The organism is Curtobacterium sp. PhB115 (assembly GCF_003752025.1).
In the GTDB taxonomy this organism is placed as follows: Bacteria; Actinomycetota; Actinomycetes; order Actinomycetales; family Microbacteriaceae; genus Curtobacterium.
Genome location: NZ_RJKR01000011.1, coordinates 193,261 through 214,517, shown reverse-complemented (window position 1 = coordinate 214,517; position 21,257 = coordinate 193,261). Strand labels below are relative to the sequence as shown.

Below are 21,257 nucleotides of genomic sequence, written 5' to 3'. Positions count from 1 at the left end.
CGATTTGGAGATGACGATGAAGACATCCACGATCCGGCGGACCGCGACCCTGGCCGCCGCCCTCACGGTCGCGGCACTCGGGTTGGCCGGGTGCTCCTCGAGCGGGACGGCCGACAGCGGAGGTTCCGCGAAGGGCACGGTGACGCTCTGGCAGCGCGACGGCGGCGTCGACCTGACCGACCAGGTGAAGGCCTACGAGAAGGCGAACCCCGGCATCACGGTGAAGCTCTCCACGATCCAGGCCGACCAGTACCTCACGAAGCTCGCGAACTCCGCTCGTGCGGGATCGGTCCCGGACCTCGTCAGCTACGACATCGTCAACACGCCGCTGCTCGCGACCCAGGGGCTGCTCGCCGACGTCACCGACAAGGTGAAGGGTCTGTCGAACAAGGGCGACCTCGCGCCGGCCGGTGTCGAGATCGGCACGCTCGACGGCAAGAACTACGCCCTGCCCGTGGCGCTCACCGGCTCCCAGATGTTCTGGAACAAGTCACTGTTCACGAAGGCCGGCCTCGACCCGGCCAAGCCGCCGACGTCCCTCGCCGAGGTGAAGGCCGCGGCCGAGAAGATCCAGGCGCTCGGGGGAGGCGTCACCGGGTTCTCGACCCTCGGCGGAGTCGGGCAGGCGTGGACCGGGTTCCCGAGCTCGTGGGCGAAGAGCGGCAGCGTCCTGACGGCGGCGGGCAAGAGCCAGAAGGCGGAGTTCACCAGCCCGGAGCTCGTCGGGATGGTGGATTGGTACCAGGACATGTGGAAGTCCGGGCTCATGCAGAAGACCGACCAGCCGAACCAGGACCCGGGCAACGTCGGGCAGGAGAACGCCTTGAACGGCAAGGTCGGCATCCTGTTCGGTGGCGCGAACACCCTCACCGCGAAGAAGGCCGACTTCGGCAGCGCGGTCGGGATCCCTGGCGTGGACGGCGGCTCCGGGTCGTTCCTCGGTGGTGACGAGATCGGCATGACCGCCGGTGCGAAGAACGCGGACGGCGCGTGGTCCCTGATGAAGTGGCTCGTCAGCTCGAAGAAGGCCGCCGAGATCGACCTCTCGCAGGGCTGGATCGCTCCGGACCTCACGGTGGCGAAGAGTCTGGCGACGGACGACTGGTCCAAGGACATCGTCGACACGCTCGCGATCGGCAAGCTCCCGAAGAGCATCGCCTACAACGCGGTGATCAACGACCCGAACGGTCCGTGGGCGCAGCAGTCCCAGAAGGTCATCTTCCAGGGCGCCGACGCGGAGACCGCGCTGGCGAGCGCCGAGAAGCAGGCCAACTCGCTCATCGAGCAGGCGTACAGCCAGGTCGGGCAGTGACAGCCGTCACCTCCTCGGCGCTCGCCGGGGTCGCGGACGGGGCGAAGCGCTCCCGTCCGCGGTCCGCGAGTCGTCGTCGCCAGACGCTCGCGTGGGTGCTCGTGGCGCCGGCGCTCGTCCTCGCGGTCGTGTTCTTCGTCGTGCCGATGGTGCTGCTCGTCGGGATGTCGTTCTCGAACTGGCCGCTGCTCGGCAAGGTCAGCGTCGCCGGCGTCGCGAACTACACGCAGGCGTTCCAGGACACTGCGTTCTGGCGTTCCCTCGGCTTCTCGCTGCTCTTCACGGTGGTGTCGGTGCCGCTCGGGATGGCCGCGAGCTACGCCGCCGCGACGATGGTCCGCGGTGAGGGCCGACTCGTCTCCTTCGTCCGGACGGCGTTCTTCATGCCCGTGGTCATCGGCTTCACCGCCGCGGCGTACATGGCGAACGTGCTCCTCGTGCCGGGGACCGGCGTGATCAACGTCCTGCTGAAGTCGATCGGGCTGACGAACGGGGACACCGCCTGGTTCACGTCGCCTGACACCGCGTTCTGGGCGGTCGTCGTCCTGACGGTGTGGAAGTCGATGGGCGTCGCGATGATCCTCCTCATGGCCGGCATGCAGGCCGTGCCGACCGAGGTGATCGAGGCGGCGAAGATCGACGGCGCCGGGTGGTGGCGACGCGAGGGTTCGGTGGTCTTCCCGCTCGTCCGGCGACAGTTCGCGCTGTGCATGCTGCTCGCGGTGTCCGGGTCGATCCTGGTGTTCGACCAGTTCTACGTGCTGACCAAGGGCGGCCCGAGCGGGTCGACCACGACGACCGTGATGTACACGTACCAGCAGTCGTTCGTCCGCTACGACCTCGGCTACGGCGCCGCCCTGTCGATGATCCTCACCGTGATCATCCTCGTCATCGCGATCGTCCAGCTCCGGGCCCTGCGCTCCACCGGACAGGAGGACGAGCGATGAGCGCCACCGACGTGACCAGACGGACGACCGCAGCGTCCCGACGCGACGCGAGCCGCGCCTCCAGACCGGACTCGCCGGGTGCGCCGGGCCGGACCGACCTGCCGGGCGTCACCCCGCCGCGACGTCGTCGGGTGCACGCGAGCGGCGTCGCGTACGTCGTCGTGGGGACGGTACTGGCGCTGCTGTTCATCGCACCGGTCCTGTACATCCTGTTCCGGTCGTTCCTGCCGGCGGACGCTGACGCCCGGGGGATCGGGTTCGAGTCGATCGCGACGCTCACGCTCCGGAACTACACGAAGGTGTTCGACCCCTCGGTCGACCTGCGGCAGAACATCGTGAACTCGTTCGTCGTCGCGATCTCGGTCGCCGTGCTCGTCGCGATCGTGTCCACGCTCGCCGCGTACGCGCTGTCGAAGATCCGGTTCCGCGGCTCGACGATCGTGTTCGTGCTCCTGCTCGCCCCGCTCGTCGTACCGTTCCAGGGCCTGCTCACGCCGCTGTCGATCGTGCTCGGCAAACTCGGGCTGCTCGATTCCCTCGCCGGGGTGGTGCTGGTGCTGGTGACGCTCCAGCTGCCGTTCTCGGTGTTCGTGATGCGGAACACGTTCGACGGCATCCCGTCGGAACTCGAGGACGCCGCGGCCATCGACGGTGCCGGCACCGGGCGGATCCTGCGTTCGGTGATGCTCCCGCTCGCGTGGCCGGGGCTCGTCACGACCGCACTGTTCGGCTTCATGGCCGGCTGGAACGACCTGCTCAGTTCGGTCACGTTCCTGTCGACCGACAGCAAGTACACACTCCCGCTCGCGCTGTCGAGCATCAGCACGTCCTTCAAGATCCCCGGCGTGCCGGTGATCGATCCGGGGCTCCTCACCGCCGTCGCGTGCGTCGCGACCGTCCCGGTGGTCGTGCTGTTCCTCGCACTGCAGCGGTACTACACCAGAGGTCTCATCGGAGGATCCATCAAATGACCATCACGGACACCCCGACCACCGGCACCGCGGCCGACGCTCCCACCCCCGGCGGTCGGCCGCACCGGCCCCTGCCGCTCGGGAGCATCACACCCGGCGGCTGGCTGCTCGACCAGCTCCGGCTGCAGGCCGACAACATCACCGGGCAGCTCGAGGCGCTCTGGCCCGACGTCGGACCGGACAGCGGCTGGCGCGGCGGAGCAGGTGAGAACTGGGAACGCGGGCCGTACTACCTGGACGGACTCGTGCCGCTCGCGCACGTGCTGCACAACGACAGGCTCCTGGCGCTCGCGACACCGTGGATCGAGTGGATCCTCGGCTCGCAGCGCGAGGACGGGTTCTTCGGACCGACCGGCAACGACGACTGGTGGCCACGGATGGTCGCGTGCAAGGTGCTCACGCAGCACGCCGACGCCACCGGGGACGAGCGCGTCCCACCCTTCCTGGCGCGGTACTTCCGGCACCAGCTCGAGCACCTGCCCGGACGCCCGCTCACTTCGTGGGGTCGTGCCCGCGGAGCGGACGCCGCGCTGTCGGTGTGGTGGCTGTACGAGCAGACGAGCGATGACTGGCTGCTCGACCTCGTCGACGTGCTCGCGGCGCAGACGATCCGGTGGGACGAGTACCTGACCGGTGACCTCATCACCGGCGCCGCAAGGGTGTTCTCGCACCGCACCCACGGACCGAACGTCGCGATGGGGCTGAAGACCGGCGCTGTGGACGCCCTCCGTGACCGCGACCTCGCCGGACACGCCGCCCGCACGGAGTCGGCGTTCGGGAACCTCGATCGGTGGCACGGGCAGGCCCACGGGTGGTTCTCCGGCGACGAGTGGCTCGGAGGGCCGGCTGCGACGGCAGGCGTCGAGACGTGCCAGGTCGTCGAGATGATGTTCACGCAGGAGGTCCACGCGCAGGTGTACGGCCGAGCGATCGACGGCGACCGGCTCGAGCACCTCGCCTACAACCTGCTGCCCGCGTCGAGCGACCCCGAGATGCGCGGACACCAGTACCACCAGCAGGCGAACCAGGTCGAGGTGTCCGTCGCCCGCCGCGAGTGGAGCTTCTCGTCGGACGACGCCGGGATCTTCGGCCTCGAGCCGCACTTCGGCTGCTGCACCGCGAACCTGCACCAGGGATGGCCGAAGTTCGTCGCGAACTCCTGGTTGCGTGATGACGACGGGCTGCGGGTCGTGGCGTACGCGCCCGTGTCGCTGCGGACGTCCGTCGGACCCGACCCCGTGGCGATCGAGGTCGACACGGCGTACCCGTTCGACGAGACCGTCACCATCCGCGTGGAGACCGAGCGGACGGCAACGTTCGCGCTCCGACTCCGCATCCCGGAGTGGGCCGACGACGCCCGGCTGACGGTCGGCGGCACCTCGGTGGCGCTCGCCGGTGAGTCGCGACTCCAGGCCGACGACGGCTACGTGACCCTGGAACACGACTGGTCGACGGCCGGCGACGTCGTGCTCGTGCTGCCGATGCGGGCGCGCGTGGCGCGACGCGAGCGGCAGGCGGCATCGGTGCGACTCGGGCCGCTGACGATGGTGTACTCGCCGGGGGAGCGCTGGGTGGAGCACGAGGGCGCGCCGGGCATCGGGGAGTGGGAGATCCACCCGCGTGGGTCGTGGAACTGGGCGCTCGACCAGGTCGGATCAGCCGCTTCGTGGCGGGTGACACGCGGAACCGTTCCGACGACGCCGTGGTCGCTCCGGGACCGGCGGAGCGCTGCTGTCGTGTTGCACGCGCCGGGCGCCCGGGCGACCGAGTGGCGGATGACGGGGGCGCAGGCAGACGTTCCCCCGGCGAGTCCGGTGCTCGACCACGGGCCCGATGACGATCTGCGGCTCGTGCCGTACGGGTCGGCGCGGTTGCGGGTGACGGAGTTCCCGGTGATCGGGAACTGGCGGGACGTGGACGATGTGGAGGAGCCGGGGCGGTAGCGGGAGGCAGCTTTCCGGACTGGAGGCGCGGTGCCGGTTGGCACCGCGCCTTCAGTCTGAACGGGGCTGGGCCCAGATCAGAGCGGCGCCCCCGCGCAGGCGGAGTCACCCCGCAGCCGGAGGCGAAGGCGGGCTCGTTGAACTGGAGGGTGGCGACGCCCGCCGCCTTCAGGCCCCTCCGCGGGGGCCGACCGAGCCCCGATGAGATCACATCCGCAAGGTAGACCAGTCGGTTGCGGACTGATACACAAGTACTCCAAACAACAGATTGGAGTTCGAAGATGAAGTTCAAAACGAAGCTCGCGGGTTCGGCCGCAGCCATCTTGGTCGGCAGCACGCTCCTGCTCGCTGCGCCGGCGCAGGCTGCTCAGGCGTCCTACGAACAGTCGAGTGCGATGGCAGAGGTCGTCGCGAACCCGGGGGCATCGTCGATGACCTCTGAGCCGGAGCAGCGCGGAGTGGTGGGCGTCGCGAAGGCTCTGGCAGCGGGGTTCAAGGCGGCCACTGCGCCGCAGGCGGCGGGGAACGTTGCTCGCCTCGCGAGCATCCTCGGTTCCGTCGTGGAGGCGCCGCAGTCCTCGGCGCAGCTCGAGTCCGCTTACTTCGATCGCTGACGAGTGCGAAGGGGCCCGTCCCGGCGGCGGGCCCCTTCCCTCGGGGGGAACAATGCACAAGACCTTATTGGCAGCTGCGGGATTGGCAGTCGTGGGAACCTTCGGCGCTTGCGCAATCGTGCTGGCGGGTCCGGTCACTCCGATCAAGTTCGACGTTGGTCCGGTGGCCTCCCTGCTGAATCCGCACCTCTCCCAGAACTGGCAGCTTTTCGCGCCGGATCCGATCAGCGACGAACGCGGTGTGGTCGCTCGCATCCGCTGCCGAGGCACGACTACGGAATGGACCGACATCTCTTCGTCCGCCATCGCGCGGACCCAATCGTCGAGACTCTTTCCGGATCGTGAGAGCCGGATCGTCAGCAATGCGCTCGTCGAGCGCTTTGCGCAGGACGACATCAGCAAGCGACTCGAGACCAAAGGCAAGGAAGACCTTGTGCCCTCCGACGTCAGCACGCAGCGACGAGCAGAGCGAGTCCTGGCTCGCTACGCGGCACTGAGAGTCCCATGCCCGTCTGCGCGTGATCCTGACGAAGAATCGTCCGCCGTGCAGCTTCGATACGTCGTCCAACCGCTCACGCCTTGGTCGAAGCGCGGCGCCGACGCAGCTCGCGCAGAGCCTCGCATCACCGACTCCGAATGGATCCCGTTGTGATCCGGGCGCTCGCTTCCCGAGTCGGCGTCGTTGCCGACTGGATGGTGGATGCCCCTCGTGCGGCGACAGCTCTGAGCCTGCTCAGGGCGGTCGTCGGATTGGTGTCGACGGCGTTCTACATCAGGCAGTACGCGGGGCGATCGACGTTCTTCGGTCCGTACGGCGTCTACGGGCTTGAAGGCATCCGCGATTACACGGCCGGTATCGGGACCTGGAGCCTCTACGTCGCGTCAGATTCGGCGGTGTTCTTCGAGGTCGTCTTCCACATCGGCCTGGTGGTCGCGCTGCTTGTCACGCTCGGCGTGGGTGGCCGTCCGGTCCTCGCGGCGCACTACGTGCTCCTCTGGTCGCTCTACATGGCAAACCCGGCGTTCATGGACGGTGGCGATGCTCTGGCCGCGTCAGCAGTGCTCTTCCTCTTGCTGACCAGGTGCTATTCGGCGTTCACCATCGTCAGGGGACGTCGAAAGCGGGAGGCAGGCCCGATTTCGTCGGTCCTCAACAACACCGGCCTCTTGCTGTTGGCGACCCAGGTGACTGTCGTCTATCTCATGGCCGGGTTGTACAAGGTGCAAGGTGAACTCTGGCAAGACGGCACTGCGCTGTACTACATCCTCAACGTCCCAGAGTTCTTCCTCCCAGGGATCACCCCGTCTCTCGTCCAGTCCGATTGGTTGATGGTCATCGGTGCCTACGCGACTGTTCTGACGTCAGTGTTCTTCCCCGTCCTCGTCTTCTTCCGCGCGGGGAGGCCCGTGGCTGTCACGGCGATGCTCACATTCCACCTGGCGATCGCCGTGCTCATGGGCCTGACCTCGTTCGCCCTCGTGATGGCCGCGTTCGACCTCCTCTTCGTGAATGCCCACGTCGTGGGTCTTCACCGCCGAGCTCGGTCGTTGTGGGACGGCGCAGTGGCCCGCATCTCGGCCCGTTTTCAAGGAGAGGCACATGGTGCGGAATCCGCTTGAGAGTTCCGGACACTGGCGCGCGAGTCTTCGTGCAGGCGATGGCTGGCGAGCCGTCCGCGAGCCCCGTGGGCCCTACGCCACCGCCTCGATGCTGGAGTGGGGGAGCATCACGAAGGGACTCGTGGGCACGACGGCTTGGATCACGATCGAGGTCGAGCGGCCGGTCGTGTACTACCTCCCCGGTGTGCCCGATGCCGACATGACCGTTGCTGACCTCGTGCACCACACCTCGGGTTTGCCACGGCTTCCGGCCACGATGCGCGACCGACTGTTCGGCGACCCGTACCGAAAGGCTGTTGGGGTTCCTCTGGACCTGGCAGCTGCGGTACCGGCCACGCCCCGAGGGCAGTTCGTGTACTCGAACCTGGGATACGCCCTCCTCGGTGCGGTACTCGACGAGGTGCACGGCGACTGGTTCACCGCTGTGCGCCAGCACGTCCTCGAGCCGGCGGGGATCAGCTCTGCCACGCTCGAGCCTCTTCCAGCAGACCGGGTGGTGGCGAAGCTCTTCGGTCGCACGATCAAGCCGTGGGCGCTCGGAGAATCGTCGTTCGCGGCTGCAGGCGGCGTCTGGTCCACGTTCGACGATCTCTGTCGCTACGCGGATTGGGCGCTCGAACCCGGCGCTGGACACTCCCGCACGGTGAGCTGGCAGCGGGAAGGGGCATCGATCTGGATCAACGGAGAGGTGCGAGCGGCAGGTGCGGTCATCGCCAACGCGGCAGGAGTCACTGCCGCGGTCCACGCCCTCGCGAAGGCTCCGCATGCGGCAGACGCGATCGCTACGGCTCTCATCGAGCGGGAGGTGCGGGAGACGTGCAACGGCTGATGAACGCACCGATGGACAGCGCCGGCGGCCGACGCAAGCGAGAGGGGGTCTTCGCTGCCATCGCTGCTGCGTTCCCCGTCGTCGTCGAGGTCGCGGTCACCAGCGCCTGGTGGGATCGGTTACCCGACCGGATCGCCACGACGTTCGGTCCGGACGGCAGCCCGAGCGGGTACGGGACACCGGTGGGAACCGCGATCCTGCTCGCGGCGATACAGGCGCTGTTCCTCGTGGCGGCGGTCGGCTCCGCTTTTGCTCGAGATCGGCGCAGAGGTCGCATCTCGTGTGCGGTCACCGCAGGGTTCGTTGCGGCGCTCGCGATGAGCTGGCTGATCATCGTGGGATTGGCGTCTTCGACGTTGAGTCCGACGGCTTGGTGGCTTCTCGCGGCGGCGCCCGCGTGGGCCCTTGTTCCGTACGGGCTGCTTTCCCCCGCGAGGGACTGAAAGCGGATTGCTGAGACAGCGACCGCGGTCGAGGGGCAGTGAAAGGCGAGGGCAGTGCCAGCGCGACCCGTCGGCCGGACGGAAGCCGCGCCTCCAGACCGGATCGAGAGCCGCGCACGCGGCGGACGCAACACGAACGGCGGCTCTCCTCCTTCCGGAAGAGAGCCGCCGCGGGTCTCGCAGTGGTCAGCGCGCCGACGGGACCGCCGAGCCGACGAGCTCAGCCCGCACGATGTCCGCCCCAGCGGACAGCGCACTGAGCTTGTCGAGTGCGGCCCCACGAGCGAGGGGAGCCATTCCGCAGTTGGAACTCGGGATGAGCTTGTCGGCATCGACGAACTCGAGCGCCCGACGAAGGACCTCCGCGACCTCCTCCGGGGTCTCCACGGTCTCGGTCGCGACGTCGATCGCCCCGAGCATGACCTTCTTGCCGCGGATCAGCTCGACGAGCTCGAGGGGCACGTGCGAGTGGATGCACTCCAGCGACACGATGTCGATCGAGGACTGCTGCAGCAGCGGGAAGGACTGCTCGTACTGCCGCCATTCGGCTCCGAGCGTCTCCTTCCACTTGTTGTTCGCCTCGATGCCGTAGCCGTAACAGATGTGCACGGCGGTCTCGGCGCGAAGGCCCTCGGTGGCGCGTTCGAGTGCGGCCACGCCCCAGTCCTGCACCTCGTCGTGGAAGACGGTGAAGGCGGGTTCGTCGAACTGGATGATGTCGACGCCGGCGGCTTCGAGTTCGCGGGCTTCCTGGTTGAGGATCGTGGCGAACTCCCACGCCAGCTTCTCGCGGCTCTTGTAGTGCTGGTCGGAGAGCGTGTCGATCATGGTCATCGGCCCGGGGAGTGCCCACTTGATCGGCCGGTCGGTCTGGGCACGCAGGAACTTCGCGTCCTCGACGAAGACTGGCTTCCGGCGGCTCACGGCACCGACGACGGTCGGGACGGCCGCGTCGTACCGGTCGCGGATCCGGACGGTCTCCTTGCGCTCGAGGTCGACGCCGTCCAGGTGCTCGATGAACGTCGTGACGAAGTGCTGGCGGGTCTGCTCGCCGTCGCTGACCATGTCGATGCCGCGGCGCTCCTGCTCGTGGACGGCGGAGCGGAGTGCGTCCTGCTTGCCCTCGGTGAGTGCTGCCCCCTGCAGGTTCCAGGGGGACCAGAGCTTTTCGGGCTCGGCGAGCCAGGACGGCTTCGGCAGGCTGCCGACGATCGCGGTGGGGAGGAGGGACGTCATGCGGGTGCGGGTCCTGTCAGGAGGGAACGAGGTCAGAGGGAAACGGCGGCGTCGGCAGCGAACCGCGAGAGGAGCGCGTGGTGCGGCGTCACGAGGTGCTCCTCGGTCCACCGACCCTGGGTGATCCCGAGGCGGCTGCGCTCCTCACGGTCGTAGGTGACCGGGGTGGGCGTGAAGTCGGTGTGGTTGAGGGTGGGGCGGTAGGTGCTGCCGGCCGGGGTGTTCGCGGCGTAGATCTCCGGGCGGTAGATCTTCTGGAACGTCTCCATGGTGGCGATCGTGCCGATGAGCTGGAGGTCCGTGTAGTCCCCGGTCAGGTCGCCGCGCGTGTAGAACGCGAGCGGGGCCGACGCTCCGGCGGGCTGGAAGTACCGGACTCGCATGCCCATCCGGCCGAAGTAGTCGTCGGTGAGCGAGGAGTGCTCGTGCTCGTACTCGGCGCCGAGGACGGGGTGGACGTACCCGGTCCGGCGGTAGGTCTGGCTCGTCGAGACGCTGATGCACACGACGGGCTCGGCACTGAAGTCCGAGCGGAACGCGGACGACTCCAGGAAACGCTGGAAGAGGGCACCGTGCAGCGCCCCGAAGTCAGACGGCAAGCCCGGCGATGACGGCAGCAGCACCGAGAAGTCGTAGTCGCGCAGGTACGACGAGAAGTTGTTGCCGAGGATGCCGTGGTGGTGCTCGCCGGTGTGCTGGTCGACGATCGTGACGTCGAGCATCTCGAGCAGCGGGAACTCGGCGTCGGCTCCACCGTCGGAGAACGCCAGTGCGGCCGAGACGATGTCGAGCTGCAGGCGGTAGCGGTCATCGGCACCGCCAGCAAAGGCCCCGGCGAGGTCGTTCGCGCGCCCGTCGATCATCGCCAGCGCAGCACGGAGGTTCTGCTGACGGTGCTCGCCGCGCGCCAGGTTCGCGAAGTTCGTGGTCAGCCGGGAGCTGTCGGCGGGGGAGTAGTCCTCGTCGAAGCGGGTCCTGGTGATGCTGAAGGTGATGTCGTTCGCCATGGTCGGCAATCTGTTCGTCGAGCGCCCGAGGGCACTGGGGAAGGGGTTCCTCGATCATGACGGGAACCGCCGGCCATCAGGTAATACTGAGACGCTATGCGGCGGTATAGCCTCGGCCTATGGCTCGGGTCCCGAACGACATCACCCTGCAGCAACTCCGGTACTTCATCGAGGTCGCGACCGAGGGCTCGATCAGCGCCGCCGCCGATCTGCTCTACGTGTCGCAGCCGACGATGTCCGCGGCGATGAAGGACCTGGAGACCCGGATCGGGCGGCCCCTCTTCGTGCGCTCCGCCAGGGGAGTCGTGCTCACCGTCGACGGTGTCGAGTTCCTCGGGTACGCCCGGCAGGTCATCGAGCAGGTCTCCCTGCTCGAGCAGCGCTACGTCGGACGGCAGCGGTCGCGCCGGCTGCTCGGGGTGTCGTCCCAGCACTACTCGTTCGCCGTGGAGGCCTTCGTCCGCATGGTCGAGGGCGCGGCTGCCGACGAGTACGAGTTCTCGCTGCGCGAGACGCGCACCTGGGACATCATCGAGGACGTCCGCACGCTGCGGAGCGAAGTGGGCATCCTCTACCGCAACGACTTCAACAAGCAGGTGCTCGGCAAGCTGCTGCGGGACGCCGGGGTCGTGTTCACGCCACTGTTCGTCGCACAGCCGCACATCTTCGTGGCCCGGCGGAACCCGATCGCATCGCGGGAGCGTGCGACCCTCGAGGACCTCGCCGACCTGCCTCGGCTGACGTTCGACCAGGGCGCGAACAACTCCTTCTACCTGGCGGAGGAGATCCTGTCGACGATGTCGAGCAAGCGGGAGATCCGGGTCTCGGACCGGGCGACGATCTTCAACCTCATGATCGGCCTCGGCGGGTACACGATCTCCACCGGGCTCATCAGCGACGACCTCGACCCGGAGATCGTCGCCATCCCCCTCGACGTCGACGAACGCATCGAGATCGGCTGGATCGCGCACGCCTCGGTGCCTCTCACCGTGCAGGCGCAGACCTACTTGGACGAGTTGCGCGCGGTGGTCACCAGTTACGGCGTCGAGCCGCTCGGGTAGGCGGTCGGCGCCGACGGGCTTGCGCCGACCGCGCGCGGTGACCGGTCTAGAGGCGCGACTTGCGTTCGCCAGGACGGTCGCGTCCCCACCGCTCGGGGTGCGCAGCGCAGCCTGGACCCTGCCGGCCATCCCTTCTGCCTGACTCCCATCGTCACCTAGCTGTCGCAGAACGATCGACGATCGACGGTCGGCACGGTCGCCGTGCTGGTCTTGACGTGTATACGGTCATCGGATGAAGCAGAAGCGCTGGCAGGAGCTGATGGAGTGGCCCTTGACGGCGGCAGCAGGGACCTTCCTCATCGCCTACGCCTGGGAGGTACTGGGGCGCCTGACCGGCACTGGCGCCTTCGTGGCTGATGTCGTGATCAACCTCACGTGGGCCTTGTTCGTCGTGGACTACGCGACGAACCTGGTCCTCGCGGAACGACGCGGACATTGGTTCATCACGCACCTGTTCGACTTCGTCGTTGTGGCGCTCCCGGTCCTCCGACCCCTCCGGCTCCTGCGCTTGGTGACGCTCGTGGCAATCCTGCAGCGCCGCGCAGGCAATGCCTTCCGCGGCCGGGTGATCCTCTTCGCCGCCTCGAGCACCGCGTTGCTCCTGTTCGTCGCGTCCCTGGCGATGCTCGATGCCGAGCGGGATGCGTCCGGGGCGCTGATCACGACGTTCCCGAAGTCCCTGTGGTGGGCGTTCGTCACGATCACCACGGTCGGGTACGGAGACCTCTACCCGGTGACCGGCACCGGACGGTTCATCGCAGCAGGCATCATGCTCGGCGGCATCGCCCTCATCGGTGTCGTCACGGCGACGTTGGCCTCGTACATCGTCGAACGAGTCGCGCAACAGGACGAGACCGCTGACGCTCGAACGCAGGAGCAGATGCGAGACCTGGCTGACGAGATCCGCCAGCTCCGGGCCGAACTGCGCGGACACGACGGCCCCGTCGGCTCCGAGTGAGAGACGACTTGGGCGATGGGCGCCGGCAGGGTTGACTACGTAGACAATCCCGTGGTTGTCTTGCTCCCACACCCGGTCCCGGCCGGTCTCACGGAGCAGCGAAGGAGCTGACGATGAACGGCAACGCATCGGTTCACCGCCTCCGTCCCGCGTCGATGACCGACGTTGCGGCCCTCGCCGGGGTGTCCCAGAAGACCGTCTCCCGCGTCGTCAACGACGAGCCGCACGTCACCGCAGCCGTCCGAGCCAAGGTCGAAGCGGCGATCGCGGAGCTCGGCTTCCGCCCGAACGCTGCCGCCCGCTCCCTCAAGTCACAGCGCTCCCGCCGCGTCGGCCTGATCACGATCGGCACGAACCTGTACGGCCCGACCGCGATGCTCACCGGCGTCGAGCAGGCGTGCCGCACGAACGGCTACAGCCTGGCCATCGTCCGCACCGTCGCCGCGACGGCGTCCGAGCTGCAGCCGGCGGTCGACTCGCTCGTCGGCCAGGACGTCGAGGCGATCGTCTTCTCCGAGCCGGTCGAGAACCAGATGGACCAGCTCCGCCTGCCCCAGGGTGTGACGGTCCTGACGCTCGGCCCGCCGGACGTCGCCGATCGCGAGAACTCCCTGGCGGTCGGTCTCGACGAGAGCGGCGCGGCGTTCGCCGCCACCGATCACCTGCTCGCACTCGGGCACGAGACCGTGTGGCACATCGCGGGTCCGGCGCATTGGACCTCGAGCTCCCGACGTCTGGCGGGCTGGCGCGCCGCGCTGCAGGACGCCGGCGTCGCCGAGCACGCACCGGCCGAGGGGGACTGGTCGCCGCAGAGCGGCTACGAGGCAATGCGCTCGCTGCTCGGCCGCCCGGACCTGACGGCGGTCTTCGTCGCGAACGACCAGATGGCGATCGGCGCGATGTCCGCCATCCAGCAGCACGGGTTGTCCGTGCCGGCAGACGTCAGCATCGTCGGCTTCGACGACATGCCCATCTCTGCCTTCCTGCCGACACCGCTCACGACCATCCGCCAGGACTTCGACGAGGCCACCCGCCTCGCGATGCACCGCCTCTTCCGCACGCTCGACGGTCATCCGCCGGCCGAGCGTCACCGGATGCTGCCCGGCCAGCTGATCACGCGTGCCACCAGCGCGCCGCCGTCGCCCGCGCGGCGTCACCTCCGCCCCGCCGACTGAAACCCCGGACGGGAGGCGCGGCTTGCGTCCGTCCCGTGAGTGAGCGCTCACATGCGCTCACCGCCACTTCCGCACGCACCTCGACGACGATGTCAGGAGACCTCCGTGACCCCAGTACCCAGGCGACTTTCCCCACCTGCGCCACCCGCGCCTCCAGGCCGTGGACCGAGTCGACGTGACCTGCTCCGGTGGGGCGCCGCCGCTGGCGGCAGCATCGCGCTCGGCAGTCTGCTGGCCGGCTGCGCTCCGCAGTCGACCGCTGCCGTCCGTTCCGGTCGCGCCGACCTGTCCTTCTGGACGCACGACCCCGGCTACGAGAAGTTCTTCACCGAGGCGTTGCCGGTGGCGGACCGGAAGTCCGACTTCGACTTCGCGCTCGACATCACCACCATCGCCGCAGCGGACATCCCGACCAAGCTCATCGCGCAGGCCGTCGCGGGTACGGGCACGCCCGACGTCGCCGGGCTCGAGATCGGGGCGTTCTGCCGGATGCTCCGCGGTGACATCGCAGCCGAGCTGCTGAGCGACCTTTCGCCGTCGGTGGCATCGCGCAAGGACGACCTGATCGGTGCCCGGCTCACGCCGTTCTCGAAGGACGGGCACCTGTACGCGCTCGACTCGGACACCCCGTTGTGCGTCTACTACCACCGTGCCGACCAGTTCGAGGCCCTCGGCATCCCGGACGACCTGACGACGTGGGAGGAGTACATGGCCGTCGGCGCGAAGCTCAACAAGAGCAAGGGCGTCTCGCTGCACGCCGTGGCGGTCACCGACCCGGGCGGCACGCTGCAGAGCTACCAGATCCTGCTGCTCCAGCGGGGCGGCGACCTGTACGACGAGGACGGCGGCATCGCCATCCAGACGCCCGAGGCCGAACGCACCCTGCAGTTCCTGGTCGACGGTGTGCAGTCCGGCGCGATCGCGACGGTCGCCGACATGTACGGACCGAGCCTGCAGTCCGGGCTGAAGGGCGGGACGATCCTGGCCGTCGACATGCCCTCGTGGTACGCCAGCTACGGCATCAAGCCGAACGTGCCCGAGCAGAAGGGCAAGTGGAAGGTGCGGAACCTGCCCCGGTTCGCCGGCGGTGGCAGCACGACGAGCGTCGGTGGCGGCACCGGGTTCTCGGTGCTCCGCGACAAGCCGCTCACGAAGGCCGGGATCGACCTGGTGCTCGCCGCGTACCTCGACCCGGACCAGCAGGTGAAGCGGTACCAGGACCTCGGGTACCTGCCGACGCTGCGTTCGGTCTACGACGACCCGCGCCTCGCAGCGCTGAGCGACCCGTACTTCGGCGGACAGCAGCTGTTCGGCGTCTACAAGTCCGTGGTCGACGACGTGCCCTCGCAGCACCAGAGCGCCGACGCCTCCATCCTGCAGACCGTCCTGAGCGGGTACCTCATCAAGGCCTACAAGGGCCAGATCTCCCCGAAGCAGGCGCTCGACGCCGCTGCGGCCGACTTCCGCGGCCAGACCCGCGCCTGAGGAGGACCCTCGATGTCCACATCAACCGCCACCGGCATCCCGGTGTCCGCCACCACCACGGCCGATCCGCCCGTTCGCCGCCGACGCCTGAACACGAACGGGGGCAGCGCGCCGTACCTGTTCATCGCGCCGTTCTACGTGCTGTACGGGCTCTTCATGATCGTGCCGGTGCTCGCCGCCGTGTACCTGTCACTCACCGAGTGGGTCGGCCTCGGCACGCCGAACTGGATCGGCCTGTCCAACTACGCGAACCTGTTCCGGGACACCAGCTTCGGAACCGCCCTGGTCAACTCGTTGATCTACACGCTCATCGCCGTGTTCGTCATCGTGCCGTGCTCGCTGCTGGTCGCGCAGGCGCTCAACGCCAAGGGGCTCCGCGCCCGCGACCTCTTCCGGGTGACGTTCTTCATCCCGATGGTGCTGTCACCGATCGTGATCGCGCTGATCTACAGCCTGGTGTTCGACACGAACTACGGACTGCTCAACGCCACGTTGAAGGCGCTGTTCGGGCTGCCGAACACTGACTGGCTCGGTGACCCGACGCTCGCGAAGGTCGCGATCGGCTTCGTGCTCCTGTGGCGCACGGTCGGGTACCTGACGATCTTCTTCCTGGCGGCGCTGCAGAACGTGTCGCCCGAGCAGTACGAAGCCGCGTCGCTCGACGGGGCCGGCACCTTCCGGAAGTTCACGAACGTGACGCTCCCGGCGATCCGTCCGGTCACCGCGTTCGTCGTGGTGACGAGCTTCATCAGCGCAGCCCAGCTGTTCGACGAGCCCTACCTGCTCACCAAGGGCGGCCCGGGCGAGGCCACGCTCTCCGTCGCCATGTTCATCTACCGCGCCGCCTTCGAACGGCAGCAGTTCGGGTACGCGGCAGCCGCCGGTGTCGTGCTGTTCGTCATCGTGTTCGGCGTCAGCCAGATCCTCAACCGCGCACTCGCCATCGGGAGGGACGCATGACCGCCACCACCGACCGCCCGGACACCCGGGCCGTCACGACCGCCGGAAGCCGGGCACCCCGGTCCGGCCCGCCCCGTACCAGGGGCTGGATCGCTCGCCGCGGCTTCCTCTACGCCACACTCGTGGCGCTGCTGCTGGTCTTCGTGTTCCCGCTGCTCTGGGCACTGTCCGGCTCGTTCAAGCAGCGTGGCGACATCTTCGCGACACCGCCCACGCTCATCCCGAACCCGGCGACGGGGGAGAACTACACGAACCTGCTCGCCACCCAGCCGTTCTGGGCCTGGTTCGGCATCAGCGTCGGCACCGCCTTGATCGCGACCGTCGTGTCCGTCTTCGTCTGCGCGATGGCCGGGTACGGGTTCGCGAAGTTCCGGTTCCGGGGCAAGCGGATCCTGTTCGCGGTGATGTTCTCGTCGCTCTCGGTGCCGTTCGCGGTGATCCTCGTGCCGCTCTTCATCCTGGTGGTGAAGTCCGGGCTGACGAACCCGTGGTTCTCGCTCGTCGTGCCGTGGGTGGCGCCGGCGTTCGGCATCTTCATGATGCAGCAGTTCATCGTGCAGGCGATCCCTGACGAGCTCATCGAGGCGGCCCGCATCGACGGCAACTCCGAGTTCGGCACGTTCCGCCGCATCGTGCTCCCGCTGCTGCGGCCGTCGCTCGGCGCCCTGGCGGTGTGGAGCTTCCTGCAGAGCTACAACTCGTTCCAGTGGCCGTTGGTCCTGCTGTCCGACTCGAGTCAGTACACGCTGCCCCTCGGCCTCAACGCGATCTTCGCGTCGGAGAACCGGTCGTACGACCTCGTGCTCGCCGGCGCCGTGCTGGCGAGCGTGCCGACGATCCTCGTGTTCCTGCTCCTCCGTAAGCAGCTGCTCGACGGCCTGACCGCGGGGGCGGTCAAGGGATGACCGGCGCGCCCACCAACCACCACACCCTCTCGAACGGAGCACCCAGCACCATGCAGCACGACCGCGTCCTCTTCGGCGCCGCCTACTACCACGAGTACCAGCCGACCCCTCGGCTCGACGAGGACATGCGCCTGATGCAGGAGGCCGGGTTCTCGGTCATCCGCGTCGGCGAGTCCGTCTGGAGCACCTGGGAACCGGAGAACGGCCGGTTCGACCTCGAGTGGCTCGCACCGGTGCTCGACGCCGCCCACGAACACGGCATCCGGGTGATCCTCGGCACGCCGACGTACGCGGTCCCGATGTGGCTCGCCCGCATCGTGCCGGAGATCAACGTCCGCCGCCGCACCGACGGCGAGGCGATGGGCTGGGGCGCCCGGCAGGAGATCGACTACGCCCACCCGGCGTTCCTGTTCCACGCCGAGCGGGTCATCCGGAAGATCGTCGCCCGGTACGCCGAGCACCCCGCCGTGATCGGCTACCAGGTCGACAACGAGCCGGGCAACGAGCTCATCGCGAACCCCGAGGTGTTCCAGCGCTTCGTCGACCACCTGCGCCACACCTACGGCAGCGTCGAGCGGCTGAACGAGGAGTGGGGCCTGACCTACTGGTCCCACCGGCTGTCCACCTGGGCCGACCTGTGGACGCCGGACGGCAACGCCCAGCCGCAGTACGACCTGGCCTGGCGCCGGTTCCAGGCCTCGATCACGACGGACTTCATCGCCTGGCAGGCATCGGTCGTGCGGGAGTACTCGCGCCCGGACCAGTTCGTCACCACGTGCATCGCCTACGAGCGGCCCACCGTCGAGGACGAGGTGCTCACCCGGGCGCTCGACGTCACCGCCGGCAACCCCTACTACCGGATGCAGGACGCCCTCGAGCTGCCGAGCGCCGAGGAGCCCGCACAGTTCTGGACCTCGTCCGGTGCCTGGTCGATCTTCGCGTCGGGCGACCGCATGTACGGGTCGAAGCAGGCACCGTTCCTGGTCACCGAGACGAACGCGCAAGCGATCGGGTTCTCGTGGATGAACGAACCGGCCTACGAAGGCCAGTGGCGTCAAGCCGCTTGGGCGCTCGTGTCCCGCGGGGCATCGATGATCGAGTACTGGCACTGGCACACGCTGCACTACGGCGTCGAGACGTACTGGGGCGGGGTGCTGCCGCACTCGCAGCAGCCCGGCCGGACCTACGAGGCGATCGCTCGCATCGGTGCCGAGTTCTCCCACGCGGGAGACCGGGTGGCCGGTCTCCGTCCGCACGCTGATGTCGCCCTCCTGTTCTCGAACGAGTCGAAGTGGGCGCTCAACGAGCACCCGGCACTCGGCGACGGCATGGAGCCCGACCGGCGCTCGTGGCAGACGATCTACGACGCGTTCGCCCGAGGGGTCTTCGATGCGGGACTGCAGGCGAACACCGTGCACCCGTCGCAGGTCTTCGACCGTGAGCCGGCGTCCTTCGCCGCGGAGCGTCCGGTGCTCGTCGCCGCGGCGTTCACCATCGCGACCGACGCCGAGCTGCAGTGGCTCGCCGCCTACGCCGAGGCAGGTGGCCACCTGATCGTCGGCATCCGCACCGGGTACGAGGACGAAGAAGCCCGTGCGCGGCTCGAACGGAAGCCCGCGTTCCTCGACGTGCCCGCCGGCGTGCACTACGACGAGTTCAGCAACCTCGGCCGACGCATCCCGGTGTCGGCCGGAGCCGCTGCCGCTGAGCACGGGTTCACCGTGCCGGCCGGAGCGACGGCCACACGGTGGGCCGACGGCCTGCTCGTCGACGACGCCGACGTGCTCGTCGGGTACGACCACCCGCACCACGGTCGGTTCGCCGCAGTGACGACACGGTCGCACGGCGCCGGTCGGGTCACCTACGTCGGGACGGTGCCGGACCCAGCGCTCGCCGCAGCGATCTCGGAGTGGGCAGTCGCGCAGGGCAGCGGCTCCACGAGCTGGCAACCGCAGACGGACACGCAGTCGGTCGCGAGTTCGGTCAACGGTCGTGGCGAGACGGTGCACGTCGTCCACAACTGGTCGTGGGAGCCGAGCACGTACGCGGTACCGGTGGCCGCGGAAGACCTGTTCGACGGCACCGCAATCGCTGCTGGCGCGGTGCTCGAACTCGGGCCGTGGGACGTCCGGGTGGTCGTCGTGGCCGAGTGAGACCGGAGCAGGCGGGCCGTCGGGTCGGACGGTCCGTCTGCTCCCTCGATGCGTCCGTGGTACCACGCCGGAGCCGACGTGCCCACGCGGGCGCGGATCGTCACGTGACCACCTGACGGCCTGGAGGCGCGTGGCGGTCCCGCCCCGCGCCTCCAGGCCGTCAGCCGGTCACCACGAACTCGGCTCGTAGTCCTTCAAGAACACGCCGAACACGTCCTCGCCCGCTTCGCCCCGCACGATCGGGTCGTACACGCGAGCAGCACCGTCGACGAGGTCGAGCGGCGCGTGGAAGCCCTCCTCCGCCAGCCGGACCTTCGTCGGGTGCGGCCGCTCGTCGGTGATCCACCCGGTGTCGACGCTCGTCATCAGGATGCGATCGGTCTCGAACATCTCCTGCGCACTCGTGCGGGTGAGCATGTTCACCGCGGCCTTCGCCATGTTCGTGTGCGGGTGCCCCGGCCCCTTGTAGGCGCGGCCGAAGACGCCCTCCATCGCGCTGACGTTCACGACGTAGGTGCGACGTGCCCCGGCGGCAGCCATCGCGGGGCGGAGCTTGGAGATCAGGATGAACGGCGCCGTCGTGTTGGCCAGCTGGACCTCGAGCATCTCGAGCGGGTCCACCTCGTTGACGTGCTGCGTCCACGAGTTCACGTCGTGCAGGTCGGGCACCAGCCCGCCGGCATCGATCGCGGTTCCGGTGGCGAGCCGTTCGAGCGAGCTCGATCCCGGAGCCATCGCCTGTTCGGTGAGCTCTTCGGCTCGAGCTGCGGCTGCCGCGAGGATGGGGTGCGCCGTGACCGAGCGGGCGAGTGCCTGCGGGTGCTGGTCGTTCGTGTGCCCGAAGGTCACCAGTTCGGGCAGCGGGCCGTCCGGCAGCGGCGCGAGCTCAGCGTCGACGAGGGGCTGGTAGGCGCCGGGGGATCGGCGCACGGTCTGCGTGGCGTTGTTGATCAGGATGTCGAGGGGGCCGGATGCGGCGACATCGTCGGCGAGCCCGATGACCTGGGCCGGGTCGCGGAGGTCGATGCCGACGACCTTGAGTCGCGACATCCAGTCGGCGGAGTCGGGCAGGCTCGCGAACCGACGGACGGCATCGCGGGGGAACCGCGTCGTGATGGTCGTGTGTGCGCCGTCGCGCAGCAGCCGGAGCGCGATGTACATGCCGATCTTCGCGCGACCACCGGTGAGGAGCGCCCGCTTGCCGGTCAGGTCGGTCCGGGCATCACGCTTGGCGTGGCTCATCGCCGCGCACGACGGGCACAGCTGGTGGTAGAACGCGTCGACGACCGTGTACTGCTGCTTGCACATGTAGCAGGGCCGTGCCTTCAGGAGCGTGCCGGCCGTCGGCGTCACGGTCGAGGTGCTGATCGGGATGCCACGGGTCTCGTCGTCGATGCGGTCGGCGGCACCGGTCGCGGTGGCGGCGATCACCCGGCGATCGGCCTCGGCGATGACGGCGCGCTTCTCCAGCCGGTGCGCCCGCTTGACGGCCTTGAACATCTTCGCCGTGGCCTGGCGAACGCGTACGAAGTCGTCGTGCGACTCGTCGATCTGCGTCATCTGCTCGAGCACCCTGAGTGTGGCGTCGAGGTCCTCGGGGAGGATGCCGCTGGGTTCGGGGTGCTCGGAGATCACACG

General features: G+C 68.6%; 19 protein-coding genes. 16 read left to right on the top strand and 3 right to left on the bottom strand.

Annotated features, from left to right (window positions below):
* Positions 1–16: 16 nt before the first annotated feature.
* The 9 genes from EDF19_RS16435 to EDF19_RS16400 all read left to right on the top strand — a co-directional run bounded on the left by EDF19_RS16435 (position 17) and on the right by EDF19_RS16400 (position 8,679).
* Entirely contained in the window at positions 17–1,312 is a 1,296-nt protein-coding gene (locus EDF19_RS16435) for an ABC transporter substrate-binding protein (protein ID WP_185022906.1), read from the top strand.
* A complete protein-coding gene (locus EDF19_RS16430; protein ID WP_123681931.1) occupies positions 1,309–2,259 on the top strand; it encodes a carbohydrate ABC transporter permease in 951 nt (316 codons plus the stop codon). Before EDF19_RS16435 ends, EDF19_RS16430 begins: the two co-directional genes overlap by 4 nt.
* Complete coding sequence (locus EDF19_RS16425; protein ID WP_123681930.1) at positions 2,256–3,230, top strand: carbohydrate ABC transporter permease; 975 nt, start codon at positions 2,256–2,258, stop codon at positions 3,228–3,230. The genes EDF19_RS16430 and EDF19_RS16425 overlap by 4 nt, the downstream gene beginning before the upstream one ends.
* On the top strand, positions 3,227–5,173 hold the full coding sequence (locus EDF19_RS16420; RefSeq protein WP_123681929.1) for a beta-L-arabinofuranosidase domain-containing protein: 1,947 nt from the start codon (positions 3,227–3,229) through the stop codon (positions 5,171–5,173). The genes EDF19_RS16425 and EDF19_RS16420 overlap by 4 nt, the downstream gene beginning before the upstream one ends.
* Before the next feature lie 281 nt (positions 5,174–5,454).
* A complete protein-coding gene (locus EDF19_RS16415; protein ID WP_123681928.1) occupies positions 5,455–5,787 on the top strand; it encodes a hypothetical protein in 333 nt (110 codons plus the stop codon).
* A 52-nt stretch (positions 5,788–5,839) separates the two neighbouring features.
* Positions 5,840–6,439, top strand: a complete 600-nt coding sequence (locus EDF19_RS18850; protein ID WP_148071129.1) for a DUF5819 family protein — start codon at positions 5,840–5,842, stop codon at positions 6,437–6,439.
* Positions 6,424–7,407 (top strand): HTTM domain-containing protein, encoded by a 984-nt coding sequence (locus EDF19_RS16410; protein WP_123681927.1) that lies wholly within the window; start codon positions 6,424–6,426, stop codon positions 7,405–7,407. Before EDF19_RS18850 ends, EDF19_RS16410 begins: the two co-directional genes overlap by 16 nt.
* Positions 7,298–8,236 carry a serine hydrolase gene (locus EDF19_RS16405; RefSeq protein ID WP_123681926.1) on the top strand — a complete coding sequence of 313 codons (939 nt, stop codon included), beginning with the start codon at positions 7,298–7,300 and terminating at the stop codon, positions 8,234–8,236. The genes EDF19_RS16410 and EDF19_RS16405 overlap by 110 nt, the downstream gene beginning before the upstream one ends.
* Positions 8,236–8,679, top strand: coding sequence for a DUF1648 domain-containing protein (locus EDF19_RS16400; RefSeq protein WP_123681925.1), 444 nt, complete (start codon positions 8,236–8,238; stop codon positions 8,677–8,679). Before EDF19_RS16405 ends, EDF19_RS16400 begins: the two co-directional genes overlap by 1 nt.
* A gap of 186 nt (positions 8,680–8,865) precedes the next feature.
* Here EDF19_RS16400 and EDF19_RS16395 read toward each other — a convergent pair whose 3' ends face one another.
* Entirely contained in the window at positions 8,866–9,915 is a 1,050-nt protein-coding gene (locus EDF19_RS16395) for a methionine synthase (RefSeq protein ID WP_123681924.1), read from the bottom strand.
* 32 nt (positions 9,916–9,947) lie between these two features.
* Positions 9,948–10,922 (bottom strand): putative oxygenase MesX, encoded by a 975-nt coding sequence (locus tag EDF19_RS16390; RefSeq protein ID WP_123681923.1) that lies wholly within the window; start codon positions 10,920–10,922, stop codon positions 9,948–9,950.
* A 119-nt stretch (positions 10,923–11,041) separates the two neighbouring features.
* Between EDF19_RS16390 and EDF19_RS16385 the strand changes: the two genes are divergently transcribed.
* From EDF19_RS16385 to EDF19_RS16355, 7 genes are all read left to right on the top strand, one after another.
* Positions 11,042–11,983 carry a LysR family transcriptional regulator gene (locus tag EDF19_RS16385; protein WP_123681922.1) on the top strand — a complete coding sequence of 314 codons (942 nt, stop codon included), beginning with the start codon at positions 11,042–11,044 and terminating at the stop codon, positions 11,981–11,983.
* Positions 11,984–12,215: 232 nt separating this feature from the next.
* Positions 12,216–12,941 (top strand): potassium channel family protein, encoded by a 726-nt coding sequence (locus tag EDF19_RS16380; protein WP_123681921.1) that lies wholly within the window; start codon positions 12,216–12,218, stop codon positions 12,939–12,941.
* Positions 12,942–13,054: 113 nt separating this feature from the next.
* Positions 13,055–14,116 carry a LacI family DNA-binding transcriptional regulator gene (locus tag EDF19_RS16375; protein ID WP_123681920.1) on the top strand — a complete coding sequence of 354 codons (1,062 nt, stop codon included), beginning with the start codon at positions 13,055–13,057 and terminating at the stop codon, positions 14,114–14,116.
* Positions 14,117–14,221: 105 nt separating this feature from the next.
* Entirely contained in the window at positions 14,222–15,601 is a 1,380-nt protein-coding gene (locus EDF19_RS16370; protein ID WP_260217246.1) for an ABC transporter substrate-binding protein, read from the top strand.
* Between the two features lie 12 nt (positions 15,602–15,613).
* On the top strand, positions 15,614–16,561 hold the full coding sequence (locus tag EDF19_RS16365; RefSeq protein ID WP_123681918.1) for a carbohydrate ABC transporter permease: 948 nt from the start codon (positions 15,614–15,616) through the stop codon (positions 16,559–16,561).
* Positions 16,558–17,466: a carbohydrate ABC transporter permease gene (locus EDF19_RS16360; protein WP_123681917.1), complete on the top strand. Its 909-nt coding sequence runs from the start codon at positions 16,558–16,560 to the stop codon at positions 17,464–17,466. Before EDF19_RS16365 ends, EDF19_RS16360 begins: the two co-directional genes overlap by 4 nt.
* 50 nt (positions 17,467–17,516) lie before the next feature.
* Entirely contained in the window at positions 17,517–19,619 is a 2,103-nt protein-coding gene (locus EDF19_RS16355; RefSeq protein ID WP_123681986.1) for a beta-galactosidase, read from the top strand.
* Positions 19,620–19,787: 168 nt separating this feature from the next.
* Here the strand turns inward: EDF19_RS16355 and EDF19_RS16350 are convergent, their stop codons facing one another.
* Positions 19,788–21,254: an SDR family NAD(P)-dependent oxidoreductase gene (locus EDF19_RS16350; protein ID WP_123681916.1), complete on the bottom strand. Its 1,467-nt coding sequence runs from the start codon at positions 21,252–21,254 to the stop codon at positions 19,788–19,790.
* Positions 21,255–21,257 lie beyond the last annotated feature (3 nt).

What these genes read in the sequence shown, in the direction of transcription:
- EDF19_RS16435 (WP_185022906.1), top strand. Translation starts at nt 17, where the DNA reads ATGAAGACATCCACGATCCGGCGGACCGCGACCCTGGCCGCCGCCCTC.
- EDF19_RS16425 (WP_123681930.1), top strand. Translation starts at nt 2,256, where the DNA reads ATGAGCGCCACCGACGTGACCAGACGGACGACCGCAGCGTCCCGACGC.
- EDF19_RS16420 (WP_123681929.1), top strand. Translation starts at nt 3,227, where the DNA reads ATGACCATCACGGACACCCCGACCACCGGCACCGCGGCCGACGCTCCC.
- EDF19_RS16415 (WP_123681928.1), top strand. Translation starts at nt 5,455, where the DNA reads ATGAAGTTCAAAACGAAGCTCGCGGGTTCGGCCGCAGCCATCTTGGTC.
- EDF19_RS18850 (WP_148071129.1), top strand. Translation starts at nt 5,840, where the DNA reads ATGCACAAGACCTTATTGGCAGCTGCGGGATTGGCAGTCGTGGGAACC.
- EDF19_RS16410 (WP_123681927.1), top strand. Translation starts at nt 6,424, where the DNA reads ATGGATCCCGTTGTGATCCGGGCGCTCGCTTCCCGAGTCGGCGTCGTT.
- EDF19_RS16405 (WP_123681926.1), top strand. Translation starts at nt 7,298, where the DNA reads ATGCCCACGTCGTGGGTCTTCACCGCCGAGCTCGGTCGTTGTGGGACG.
- EDF19_RS16400 (WP_123681925.1), top strand. Translation starts at nt 8,236, where the DNA reads ATGAACGCACCGATGGACAGCGCCGGCGGCCGACGCAAGCGAGAGGGG.
- EDF19_RS16395 (WP_123681924.1), bottom strand. Translation starts at nt 9,915, where the DNA reads ATGACGTCCCTCCTCCCCACCGCGATCGTCGGCAGCCTGCCGAAGCCG.
- EDF19_RS16390 (WP_123681923.1), bottom strand. Translation starts at nt 10,922, where the DNA reads ATGGCGAACGACATCACCTTCAGCATCACCAGGACCCGCTTCGACGAG.
- EDF19_RS16385 (WP_123681922.1), top strand. Translation starts at nt 11,042, where the DNA reads ATGGCTCGGGTCCCGAACGACATCACCCTGCAGCAACTCCGGTACTTC.
- EDF19_RS16380 (WP_123681921.1), top strand. Translation starts at nt 12,216, where the DNA reads ATGAAGCAGAAGCGCTGGCAGGAGCTGATGGAGTGGCCCTTGACGGCG.
- EDF19_RS16375 (WP_123681920.1), top strand. Translation starts at nt 13,055, where the DNA reads ATGAACGGCAACGCATCGGTTCACCGCCTCCGTCCCGCGTCGATGACC.
- EDF19_RS16365 (WP_123681918.1), top strand. Translation starts at nt 15,614, where the DNA reads ATGTCCACATCAACCGCCACCGGCATCCCGGTGTCCGCCACCACCACG.
- EDF19_RS16360 (WP_123681917.1), top strand. Translation starts at nt 16,558, where the DNA reads ATGACCGCCACCACCGACCGCCCGGACACCCGGGCCGTCACGACCGCC.
- EDF19_RS16355 (WP_123681986.1), top strand. Translation starts at nt 17,517, where the DNA reads ATGCAGCACGACCGCGTCCTCTTCGGCGCCGCCTACTACCACGAGTAC.